Source organism: Pseudoalteromonas nanhaiensis, from assembly GCF_051235485.1.
Lineage (GTDB): Bacteria > Pseudomonadota > Gammaproteobacteria > Enterobacterales > Alteromonadaceae > Pseudoalteromonas > Pseudoalteromonas lipolytica_C.
Map to the genome: position 1 here is coordinate 1 of NZ_JBPNYQ010000045.1, position 10960 is coordinate 10960.

The 10960-nt window shown below is 38.3% G+C and carries 11 protein-coding genes and 1 pseudogene; 6 read left to right on the forward strand and 6 right to left on the reverse strand.

The window, feature by feature from the left end; all coding sequences use genetic code 11:
* Positions 1 to 15 precede the first annotated feature (15 nt).
* From ACSFVZ_RS20200 to ACSFVZ_RS20225, 6 genes are all read left to right on the forward strand, one after another.
* Entirely contained in the window at positions 16 to 1146 is a 1131-nt protein-coding gene (locus ACSFVZ_RS20200) for a hypothetical protein (RefSeq protein ID WP_435559503.1), read from the forward strand.
* The gene (locus ACSFVZ_RS20205) at positions 1143 to 3227 is read left to right on the forward strand and encodes a site-specific integrase (protein ID WP_016708219.1); all 2085 of its coding nucleotides are present in this window, start codon (positions 1143 to 1145) and stop codon (positions 3225 to 3227) included. The genes ACSFVZ_RS20200 and ACSFVZ_RS20205 overlap by 4 nt, the downstream gene beginning before the upstream one ends.
* A complete protein-coding gene (locus ACSFVZ_RS20210) occupies positions 3224 to 3688 on the forward strand; it encodes a hypothetical protein (protein ID WP_016708220.1) in 465 nt (154 codons plus the stop codon). Before ACSFVZ_RS20205 ends, ACSFVZ_RS20210 begins: the two co-directional genes overlap by 4 nt.
* 222 nt (positions 3689 to 3910) lie before the next feature.
* Positions 3911 to 4288 (forward strand): MerR family transcriptional regulator, encoded by a 378-nt coding sequence (locus ACSFVZ_RS20215; RefSeq protein ID WP_016708221.1) that lies wholly within the window; start codon positions 3911 to 3913, stop codon positions 4286 to 4288.
* A gap of 60 nt (positions 4289 to 4348) precedes the next feature.
* The gene (gene merC / locus ACSFVZ_RS20220; protein WP_016708222.1) at positions 4349 to 4738 is read left to right on the forward strand and encodes an organomercurial transporter MerC; all 390 of its coding nucleotides are present in this window, start codon (positions 4349 to 4351) and stop codon (positions 4736 to 4738) included.
* Positions 4726 to 4944, forward strand: a complete 219-nt coding sequence (locus tag ACSFVZ_RS20225) for a GDCCVxC domain-containing (seleno)protein (protein ID WP_062566147.1) — start codon at positions 4726 to 4728, stop codon at positions 4942 to 4944. Before merC ends, ACSFVZ_RS20225 begins: the two co-directional genes overlap by 13 nt.
* Position 4945: 1 nt before the next feature.
* Here the strand turns inward: ACSFVZ_RS20225 and ACSFVZ_RS20230 are convergent.
* The 6 genes and pseudogenes from ACSFVZ_RS20230 to ACSFVZ_RS20255 form a co-directional block, all read right to left on the reverse strand.
* Positions 4946 to 5507: pseudogene (locus ACSFVZ_RS20230) on the reverse strand (manganese efflux pump MntP).
* A 51-nt stretch (positions 5508 to 5558) separates the two neighbouring features.
* Positions 5559 to 6290, reverse strand: coding sequence for a Qat anti-phage system TatD family nuclease QatD (qatD, locus tag ACSFVZ_RS20235; protein WP_016708224.1), 732 nt, complete (start codon positions 6288 to 6290; stop codon positions 5559 to 5561).
* A complete protein-coding gene (gene qatC, locus ACSFVZ_RS20240; protein ID WP_130244327.1) occupies positions 6287 to 7621 on the reverse strand; it encodes a Qat anti-phage system QueC-like protein QatC in 1335 nt (444 codons plus the stop codon). Before qatC ends, qatD begins: the two co-directional genes overlap by 4 nt.
* The gene (locus ACSFVZ_RS20245; protein ID WP_130244328.1) at positions 7614 to 8501 is read right to left on the reverse strand and encodes a Qat anti-phage system associated protein QatB; all 888 of its coding nucleotides are present in this window, start codon (positions 8499 to 8501) and stop codon (positions 7614 to 7616) included. The genes qatC and ACSFVZ_RS20245 overlap by 8 nt, the downstream gene beginning before the upstream one ends.
* Before the next feature lies 1 nt (position 8502).
* Positions 8503 to 10263, reverse strand: coding sequence for a KAP family P-loop NTPase fold protein (locus ACSFVZ_RS20250; RefSeq protein ID WP_130244329.1), 1761 nt, complete (start codon positions 10261 to 10263; stop codon positions 8503 to 8505).
* Positions 10264 to 10274: 11 nt separating this feature from the next.
* Positions 10275 to 10850 (reverse strand): recombinase family protein, encoded by a 576-nt coding sequence (locus tag ACSFVZ_RS20255; RefSeq protein WP_435559504.1) that lies wholly within the window; start codon positions 10848 to 10850, stop codon positions 10275 to 10277.
* Between the last annotated feature and the right edge of the window lie 110 nt (positions 10851 to 10960).

Sequence of the window (10960 nt, forward strand, 5' to 3'; positions counted from 1 at the left end):
CTGGTTTAGCGCCAAATGAATCAGAGGTTAGATACCAAGATTCTAAAACTGTGGCCAAAATTAGTTGACCACTACACACTTTATGCAGCAAAAGTCATATTGAAAACTGGTTGGAATTCAACTCCTACGCTAGAGCTTGATACTGACGACTTATTTTTCTTTAACACGCCATTACATTCAAGTAAAACTCCTGCTCTTCGTTTATTTAAACGCCGAGCTAATTATCAAACTCAATGGCATAAATTTGAAATTAAAGCCGAAGATCTAGAAAAAGAAGGCGTCTTATACGGCGACGTTGTCGAACCAGTAATATTTGATATTAAGGCTGCGACTAGACTTACGTCTATTTACCGCCCTTCTATTGAGAACCTATCAAAAAGAATTTTTGTTTTTCCCAAAGTAAATAGTATTGGAGAAGTAAAGATTCAATTATTAACAGCATCACGTTTCAAGACCTCTATAGATAGGATATTGACTGAGCTTGGGTGTGATATCGTATTTAATTCGCAAAAGATCAGAAAATCAGGGCTTAACTACATTTACCGAAAAGTTGCCAAAGAATTTAAGTGGTATCAAAAAGCTGGCAAGCACTCTTATGAAACGTTCTTGCGTCATTATTTAATGCAAGATAACAAAGATGTTGCAATGACAATCAACAGAGCGACAAAAACAATGGCAGACTATTTTGTTCGCGATGTTACCGACAAAGTAATCATTTTGCAGACTCCACCAGAAGACGGTAAAAAAGTCCCGAATGGCACATGCATTAACTCAAAAGATAAATCCGCAGTAGTGGCATTCGAATCTCAAAACAGGAAATTATTAGACCAGCGAGATACAAACGAGCATGCATGTGCCGACTTTAACGCATGCTTGTGGTGTCCGTTCTATCGCTGTGTTGCTGACGCATTGCATGTTTGGAAACTTTTGTCATACCGGGATTTTGTTGTTGCTGATATGGAAAACTCAGCCGCAACATTTGACTCTGTAACAGAGCAACTGGAAAACATAGAGCAGTTGAAAAATAGAGTTAACGAAATATTAACTGATATTGCCAAGCTTAATGCTCAAGCTGTGATTGATGGAAAAGAATTATTGAGAACAGAGGGTATTCATCCTCATTGGAAAAACACAGGTTTGCTATGACCAAAGAGATAACTAAAACAAAACTACTTGATATCGCTGTTGTAAAAACACATACAGGTCAAATCACTATAAAACCTTTGGTTCAGGTGTTAGAAGATTTTAAAGTTGATGATACTAGCGCTTTTAATTCGATTGCTTTGTGGGAAAACAGAGCATTGAATATTGCTAAACATGGCACTATTCACTTTGGCGATGACACTTGGATAAGCTATGAAGAAACGCAAAGAAATGTGAATTTTAAAGGTGTTGATGAATTAGCATATCAAATTCGAATTTATTCACTAATTAAACTCACACATGGTGATGTTGTAGGCGGTAAACCTCTAAAAATCTCTACACTTCAAAATGATGTAACGTATCTAAATTTAATTGCAGCCTTCTTAAGACAAAGAGGTTATCACTCATTTCATGAGTTGGAGTTCAAATCTGACTTAGTTATTAGGAATCTCATAAAAGACTATTTATATGAAGTCGGGAAAATAGCTATTTACAGACAATCACACTCATTTACTAAACTATTTGACGTGCAACGAAGCTTTCGTCTTTTTGGCCCTAAGGTGTGTAGTGTTTTTATTGATGTGCTTAACCAACTAAACGAGTTACACCATCCGAGACCAGTCACTTATTCGCACCCTGTCATTCCTACTAAAGTAATGAAAAAAATTCTGAAGTTTGCAGAAAAAATAGTTGAAAACTCTAAGGATAAGATAGAACGATGGCTAGAATTAAATGCACGCTTAATAGATAGTTTACATGAAGGCTCCATTGAACCACCGCCCAAAATGAATACAGGTGAGCTAATAGCAAAACATGTAAGAAACTTACCCAATGAAGAGGAATTCATTCAATTATCCGAAGAATTAGAAGATTTAAAATTAGCCACATACATTAATATCTTGGCCTATACAGGTATGAGATATAACGAAGTACTTACATGCAAGGTTGGCTGTGCCAATTACAAAGATGATATTTATTACATTACGGCAATTATGACCAAAACCGACAACAGTAAGGTTGAGATGGAATGGTTTTCAAACGCTGAAGTACATGAGTGTGTTGGTATTTACGAAAAATATGTGATCGGTATGCAAGAAAGGGCAAAAGCTGTACTTTCTTCATGCAGAGCCAATATAACAAGTAGTCAAGCACACAATTTGAAAGAAGGGTTAGAAAGAAACCGTCTTTTCGGGGTTTCACATAGTAGCTGTAGTGTTAGTTTTAGCGATACTGGGCGATTCACAAAATTTGAGGTTAAAAACAGTGAAAACATTGAGCTTTTTGACTTAACTCTAGACGATGATGATATAGCAGAGCTTGAACGCCTTGAATCTAACTACAAAGAAGTTAGAGGAGAGAATAGAGGTGTCCCATACGAAGAAGGCGATACGTTTAGATTAACCGCTCACATGTTTCGACATACGTTGGCCTACTTTGTCATTGCCAATAAATTAGGTGAGCTTGATGATATTAGATATCAATTTAAACATTTAACTAGCCTAATGACGTTTGTTTATACTCGAAGAGCATTTTTGGCCTCAACAACTTTAATTAAAACTACTGAAGAGTTTAATGAGATTTTAATTGACCGTGTTGCAGAAGAGTTAATAGATGAAGCCGAGTCACAATCACTTAAAGGTGGTGCTGGTGAGCAAATTAATAAAACATCTAAAGATCTGATAATAGGTATTACTGATAGTCAAAGTAAAGATTCGACTGTGATTAAGCAGATCCATTTCAGTTCAATTGAAGAACTGAAAAAATTTCTCGTCAAAAATATTAAAAACATACGTGGCTTACCTACGGGGTACTGCACTGCGGGAGAAGCTTGCAAGATAAAAGGAGCAGGAATCCCTAGTGGCTGTGTGTATTGTGGTAGTAAAATCATTACCAAACGCCACAAGGTCAATTGGCAAATAATAAAAAAAGAAGCAACGCAGAAACTAGAGGCATATGCGGCATTAACCAAAGAAGAGCAAGAAGATTACGAGCTATTTGCTATTCACTGGAAAAATAATATAGCAGCAGCTGACTATGTATTAGATGAAGGCAAAGCGCATACAAACCAAGGAGAACAAGCATGAGTAGCGCATACGATGATATAAAACGTGCTTTTGAAGAGATGAAATCTGATGGCAGCAAGATAACCAAAAATGCAGTAGCAACGAGAGCTAAAAGAAATATTGCAAATCTATCTAAAGAAGAAGAAAAATGGGTAAAGTTACGAGAAAATATTGAAAAAGCTCAATTAACTTGGGAAGAAAAAAATAAAGATAATTTAATAAAACAACTCAGAACAAAGGTAGCCGAACTAAAAAGCAAGCTTGCTAAAGAAAAGCAAAAAAACGAGATTGACCCTAAGGAAATCGATAAGGATTTTGAAAAGCTACTGGTGCGATTACAAGAAATGTACGCTGAAATAGATAAGCTCAAACTGATTAATGCTGATTTAAAAAATCAACTTCAGCACTCAGGGCAACATACAGAAATAAGAGTGGATACGTCTACTGGTGAAATTATTGAATTAGTTTCAACGAAACAATAGATTAGATGTAGTAGCTCATATCTCATCTAACAGTTTTGTTGATTAGGTTTAGACTTCACCTGACAGGCAGCAAGAGCGAACAAGAGACGGTCAGAGTGATCTGGATATGTGAACTTAATTCTACAAAGCGGACGCTTAGCGACCCCGTTCATGCAATAAAATTGAGTTTAGGCAATCCGCATTAATTGTATAATGATGTCTCTGCTTCTAAAGAGTATGTTTATGAGAACCATTGGAAAACTGGCAAAAGATTTAGATATCAATGTTGAAACGATCCGCTTTTATGAGCGCCAAGGTTTAATAGAGCAGCCTCCAAAACCCGAATCAGGTTATCGAAAGTATGACGAGACACACGCTAATCAACTCAAATTTATTCTGAAAGCTAAAGCATTAGGGTTTACGCTGAAAGAAATTGAATCACTGATGTCACTAAGTAGCAGTTGCGCTGATATAGAATCGATGGGATTGCAAAAACTTAATCTCATCCGTAATAAAATTGCTGATTTACAGCGGTTAGAGAAAGTAATTCAAGATATGACAGATTCTTGCAAGGCCAATCAAGACCCTCAATCCTGCCCGGTAATAAATTCACTTAAATAGCTATTGACCCCGTACTTATGTACGGAGTTTATACTACCTTAAAAATTGAGGTAGATAGTTATGATCAATAAAATTCTAGATAAAGTAGGTTCTGGTGGCGTTTGGCTAGCCGCCCTTAGTTGCACAGCATGTTTTCCTGCGCTCGGCTCATTGGCATCTGCGCTTGGGTTAGGTTTTCTTTCACATTTTGAAGGGATAGCGGTGAACACCTTATTGCCATTATTTGCTTCACTAGCGTTGTTAGTTAATTTCTATAATTGGTATCAACATCGAGAGTCATTAAGAGGCATTTTAAGTGTCATTGGCCCAATTGCAGTATTGCTGACCCTTTATCCTTTATGGCAATACGACTGGAGCACTTACTTATTTTACTTTGGGATCATTTGGATGGTCGTAATGTCTATTTTAGATATTGTTAAGCCCATTAAGGAACCAGTATGCAAGGTATAGAATTAAAATCTAAGATAACTTGCCCTGAATGTGGATTTAGCAAAGTTGAAACCATGCCTACAAACGCTTGCCAATGGTATTACGAATGCGAAAGCTGTAAAGCACTACTTAAACCGTTCAAAGGTGATTGTTGCGTTTACTGCTCTTATGGAACAGTTAAGTGTCCTCCTATTCAAGAAGGCAATGCATGTTGCTCAGGTAAGTAGCCTAGTATTCGGTGGTTCTGTGCCAACCAAGTAATATCTTAAATGCGATTGCGATTAACACTAAACCACCAAATAGTTCAGCTTTAGACTCCAGCCATACGCCACTTCTTTCGCCGATATTCACACCAATCTAGCTAAAGGCAAACGTCGTGACGCCTATTATCAAGCAAGCTACGGCTATGTCTACCTCAAGCAATGTGATTGCATAACCTGCCGCCATTGCATCAATACTGGCGGCAATAGCAAGAACAAATAGCACACGATGAGTAACATTAGCAATATCTTCTTCAATTCCTTCAGATTGGGACTCATAAATCATTTTTGCCACCGATAAATAATAGCAAAATAAAAGCTATCCAAGGTGCATAATCTTCAATCCAAGATGATCATCCTTTACCGCTGTAATAGCCTAAAAGAGGTATAAAGCCTTGGAAAAATCCAAAATAAGCAACGGCTTTAATAAAGAGTTTTTCAGCATTTGCTACTTTTTTAGAACCTAAGCCTATGGATACTGCAAACACGTCCATACTGAGTGCTATAGCTAATACAAATACTTCAAACAAATCGATTAAACCTGAATAAAATTGTTATAAGATTACGTGACGTATAATTAGTTACTTGACTGATGTTAAACACCTAAGGTTTGCTGACAGTTGCTCAATTATCGAAGCCTTATTTTTACACCAAATTTCAGCCAGATATTCAGTAACAGTGCCAACACTTGAAGGAAACAGAATATTCCCCGCCACTTTGGCGAAAGGGCCATCAGTTTCGAGTAAAATCCTATCTTGAGGTATCCACGATATTACTTTTTTAGCTCTGGCTGAAGTAAGCATGGCTGGCCCAATAGAAAAGAAACAGCCTAGCTCGACGGCTTCTAGAACTTGCTTCTTAGTACCTAAAAACCAATGAAGAATAGAAGTACCAGCATTGGGGTATAACTTAAGTTGTTCAAGTACTTCACCTGTCGCATTAAGACTATGGATAGTTAGTATTTTGTTATCAAAGTCTTCACATTTTTTCAAAATATGCGTGAAAACCTCTAATTGATCATCAAAGTAATCAGCATAACCTTTTGAGCCATCCAGCCCAATTTCTCCAATATATCTAGTTCTATCAACTAGCTTATCGAATAGAGGTAGTTCATTTTTCCTTAAATGAGCAAGTTGAGGGTGAAGCCCCAAAGCCGTTTTACAGTGTTTTATGCCACTTGTTAACTGAACAGTACCTTCAAAAGCTGAAGGCACCGTAGTTACTGATAGCACGTAATAATTACTGCTTTTTATGTCGTTCAATACCTCTTTATGATCTGGATATAAATCAACATGGCAATGAAGATCCATCATGATGATTTATCCGCTTGGAGAAATAATTCAACCTCTGCTAATCCTCGCTTAATAGTTGATTCTAGTTTTTCTCGTATATCTTTATCTTGTGGTATTGGTCCTGACTTTCGAAGCCAAGAACGATAATTGTCAGTCTGTTTCAACCGGATAATGGCAGTTTGAACCGCTTGGAGATCATCGCGAGTATCTTTTTCTTTAATAAGACCTCTCAACCGCTTTGTCTTGTATGGCGCATCTTGTGTAAAACCAGCATGAAAAACTGACGCTCTTCGAATAAGGCAAGGTACACAATGCCCACACTGTTTATGCTCTCTGTGCCAATGACTACAAGAAACACTCAGAGGAACTGCTTTTCTAATTGCGTCTTGATCAACACATTCCGCTAACATTTCACCTTTAGTTTTGAATTGATAGGGGTTTACAAATTTGACATGAAACCCAGTGTCTCTAAGCAAAGATTCAAGCCTGCTTAGAAAATTAGGATGAGTAGTTCTAGTACTATGGCTACCAATCCGTCTTCTGGTAAGCGGTGGATTTATAGAAATATAGCCATTCTCAGGGACGACAATAGTTTCAATACTGCTATCGCAATTAGCATTTCTTAAGGCTGATATACCAAGTACCGCCATAGCTAGGAAGTTGAAGCTTCTTCCCCTCATGCTAATGTCAGTTTTACCTTCTAAATGCTTGATAATATGAGGAGACATTGAATAGGACAATTCGCCGAATGGCGGGGATAATAAATGCTTAATATCTTCCTGTTTTGCGCCATCACCACGATAAGCGTGACTAACCAAAAGCGGTTTTAAGGCTGACTCTCCGTTTAAAATGTCAATTGCACCAACTGCGCTGTCAAGACCTCCTGAAAAAAGGCAGACTGAGTTGAGTCCAATTAATGATTTTGCTTTTGCTTTCGCTTGCTCACTTGTTTTAGGAGTCGGCATCGGCATAGTTGTTTTTTCAAAAGTAAACTGCCATTGATCGCCCGTTAGAAAGTTGAGCAAAGAACTTAGTTCAGGCTCAACAGTATTCCACATATCCTCATCGGTAACAGGAACATGTAAATGCATTTTTCTAGCCCATGCATTTTCTGCATTATCCCTCAATTCAAATGTATCAGCGGCGGTAACAGCGGTTGCAATTGTTATCAGATCTATTGCATCAGCATCTACATTCAATCCCAAATCACGAACTGTTTGTAGTAGTTGTTTTGACACTAAGCTGTGCTTAGTGATGTCATTTTGATGCGTATGGAACATCTGGACAGGATGACAATCATCAGAAAAATCAGGCAAGTTAGCTGGGTCATGATTAAAATAAAAATTAGTCATCAAAGCTCTCCCACTCATCAACTGTCATGGCAATAGCATCGGCTTGAATTTTAGTAATATTTTCCTTACTGATAGTACTGGGGTTGCCATTAGTTACTTTGTCTAACTGTTCTTGTGTGATCACTTTTATTAATTCCCTTAATTCAACTTCCATTTGATGATGCTTGCTTGCAGGCTCAACGTGAAACCAAGCTCTGCCCATTCCTTCTACAACATCTTGAAATATAAGATCTGTTAAATAACAGCCTATGGCTTCTTGGATAACTTCGTCGGTAAAACTGTTAGGATCAAACTCTTCAGTATCGGGTAATGCTTCTTCTAGTGCGTAATCCAACGCAACTCTTACAGCATCCGAATCGGCATTATGAGGCGCTAAATGGCTAGCAATTTTGTCAATTGCTTGGTCAGTCGATAGCCCAGTTAGATCACCTAATGATAAGCTTTGATTATTAACCGTTACTGTGTCGCCACGCATGACACCAAGCAATCCAGAACCAGCAGTTATGCCGCTTGCTAGTCTCCGGCTAGTACTCTTACCTCCACCAGAGCCTTTTCTAGAGTAACTTTTTAATGAACGCCTTAGATCCGAAGTTGATCCACCTGTTTGAGCGTACTTACCAAATGCTCTTCTTGCACTAGCAAACCTATTTGGAGGCGGTGTTGCTGTTGGTGAACCGCCGATTTCTTGTTGAACCTTGTCATTGTCAATATCGTTACTATTGTCATTCTGATCATCTGCTTGACCACTGTCAAAGCCTGTTTGATCATCCCCATCAGTACCTGATGCAGGTTCTATCGTGACGGGGTCTCCTTGCTCTGCCCACGATGGAATTAGCGGACTCTTGTTATTCGGTCCTGTTGACGATGCGGACGTACCCATATTACTTAGTTCCCTCTAGTTCTTTTAAAATTGGATTAAGCCACCTTTGTCGGGGCAAGCTTTTTAAGAATGTAAGAAGACTTAAACAACATTTATCATCCTGCTTGGCAAGTAGCACCGCTCCATAAATGCCTGTAGGTCTTTCAGTCCAATCACCAATCAACTTAAAGTTTTCAATCAAACCATCCATGACTGACATGTATTCTTCCTTAGGAGTTGTGGTAATCGCAGTAGAGTTAACGCCACTGACCCTTACCTTTTGCTTCATTAAGTCTTCTACAAGTTTTTGAGCGGCTCCTGACATTACCGCATTAACAGCGCCCATTGGAATGCTTTCTCGACTCAGATACGCCGCTGGAGTCAAATCCACCTCAGTAAACATTGGAGGTAATTTTGACCATTTGTCAATAAAAGCTAGGTCTAGCTTCCACTCTTCAGGTAACTTAATTTCGTCAAATTCAACTTCTGAATTTTCGAGTTCCGCCAATACTTTTGGGAACCCCTTTTCCTTGTCAATTAATTCATAAAGCTTATTGGTAGCCTGAGTGCCTAAGCACCTCTCAAAAATTACCAGCTTAGTGATGGTTTTTTCATCAAGCTGCATACCTCGACGGTGAGCCGTTTTCTTTCTCATCTTCACTTGGTTCAGTAATCGCTTAACTATGCGAGGGTTGCCGTTAATGTTTGTAGATTCAGCTAATAGTGGAGCTAACTGCTCAGCAACTACAAATTTACTTCTGAGTTCTGAATGCTTTTCGATAGCGTGATCTTGAAGTAGCTCATCAATGGTTATTTGTGGTTGTTTCCACGACAGCCTTAATGATTCTTCAAGGGCACATCTTATCGTTTCTAATTGAGCATCGGTAACGCCGTGGTCTTGAGCAGTAAGCATCATTAAATATGCCCTTATCTCCAGAACGCCGGGTCTTGGTACATGCACAGGAATTTGAATAAGCTTGTCTAAATAATCAGTTTGATGTCGTTGAGATGCACCTTTGTGATATTCCGGCACAGCCAAGCGGATCATGTCTTCATCGGCGGCAATAACAAATGCGGTATTTGGTAGAAATAGAAATAATCTGATCGCCTCAAGTGTTGAAATGGCATTAAATGGAGAGCAGCGATCTAAATTATCGACATAGACAATAAGTGGTTTATCAAACTCCTTTAGCAGATCTGAATATGCTTTTCGGAATTCTTTAATTTCTTTAGGAGGTGAGAATGATTTCTTATCTTTGATCAAACCTTTGTTTTTCTTCGCGACATCCTTAGCGCCATCGACAGCACCTTTTACATCATCAACATCCAGTTCACCATCGTCACCACCACTGAATAGTCCCATGATCTTCTGTATACCACCTATAGTTGGTATACCAGCTAATGCTGCACCACCATCCATAAGTAGTCCCATCAGTCTGATCTTATCTATTCGTCCAGCAAACTCTTTTGCTTTTGCACTTAGGTTTTTATCGTCTGCTGCTTTTTTAACTAAAGTAGATGCGATTGTTTCTAATAGCGCAGCTTTAGCATCATCGTACCCTTGGAAAGTCCATGCATCAAAATGTACTTGGATATATTCTTGTTCATCAGTTTCCAAAGATGCTTTGGTAAGTTCAAGAATAGTAGATTTTCCTGCGCCCCAATCACCAAAGACACCGACGCTAATAGGCATTAATTCCTTTTCTGTTATAAGATCTTTTATTGACTCAGCCGTTTCATTAAAATTTAAGAAATCAATTTTTGATTCTTTATCAGACCACATAACATCTCCCTTTATTTATTATTTTGCTTTTCCATTCTTTTAATAGTTCTGTGAACCGTAGGGCGGCTAACAGAATATTTTTTTGCTAATGCAGAAATCGATTCACCATTTAATTTATCTTTATATAATTCCTTCGCTTGTTTATCAGACAAAGCAGACATTCTCCCCATATGTTTGCCTTTAGCCTTAGCCTCTTCACGACCTTCAGCTGTTCTGGCTTTTATTAAATCCCGCTCAAGCTGAGCGAAGACTCCGCAAAGGTTGATCATCGCCGTCGAGAATGGATTATCATTTTTAGTATTGAGAGAGCCGTCGATGATATTTAAACACGCTCCCTTTTTATGAATACTTTCAATTACTTCGAGAATAGTCTTTAATGATCGGCCAAGCCGATCAAGGCGAGTAACAATTACTTCATCGCCTTCTCGTATAAAATTTATGAGATCTTTTAACTTCTCATCATTTTTAATCGAAGCACCACTTTGCTTCCCTTGAAATACTTTCTCACAGCCATGAACGCCCAACTTGGACAGTTGAACTTGTAAATCTTGTTCTTGAGTCGAAACTCGTGCAAAACCAACTTTCATATGTACGAAACCTGTAACTTTCGTACATCTTAACTGATCTGGTCAAGCTAGGCCGCACACTTTTTCCTTACACTTTCAAACTCAATTGGCGACATATCATTTAATGAAGT

Bases quoted from the DNA above. Each gene is read 5' to 3' on its own strand.
- ACSFVZ_RS20200 (WP_435559503.1), top strand. From the start codon at position 16: ATGAATCAGAGGTTAGATACCAAGATTCTAAAACTGTGGCCAAAATTA.
- ACSFVZ_RS20205 (WP_016708219.1), top strand. From the start codon at position 1,143: ATGACCAAAGAGATAACTAAAACAAAACTACTTGATATCGCTGTTGTA.
- ACSFVZ_RS20210 (WP_016708220.1), top strand. From the start codon at position 3,224: ATGAGTAGCGCATACGATGATATAAAACGTGCTTTTGAAGAGATGAAA.
- ACSFVZ_RS20215 (WP_016708221.1), top strand. From the start codon at position 3,911: ATGAGAACCATTGGAAAACTGGCAAAAGATTTAGATATCAATGTTGAA.
- merC (WP_016708222.1), top strand. From the start codon at position 4,349: ATGATCAATAAAATTCTAGATAAAGTAGGTTCTGGTGGCGTTTGGCTA.
- ACSFVZ_RS20225 (WP_062566147.1), top strand. From the start codon at position 4,726: ATGCAAGGTATAGAATTAAAATCTAAGATAACTTGCCCTGAATGTGGA.
- qatD (WP_016708224.1), bottom strand. From the start codon at position 6,290: ATGATGGATCTTCATTGCCATGTTGATTTATATCCAGATCATAAAGAG.
- qatC (WP_130244327.1), bottom strand. From the start codon at position 7,621: ATGACTAATTTTTATTTTAATCATGACCCAGCTAACTTGCCTGATTTT.
- ACSFVZ_RS20245 (WP_130244328.1), bottom strand. From the start codon at position 8,501: ATGGGTACGTCCGCATCGTCAACAGGACCGAATAACAAGAGTCCGCTA.
- ACSFVZ_RS20250 (WP_130244329.1), bottom strand. From the start codon at position 10,263: ATGTGGTCTGATAAAGAATCAAAAATTGATTTCTTAAATTTTAATGAA.
- ACSFVZ_RS20255 (WP_435559504.1), bottom strand. From the start codon at position 10,850: ATGAAAGTTGGTTTTGCACGAGTTTCGACTCAAGAACAAGATTTACAA.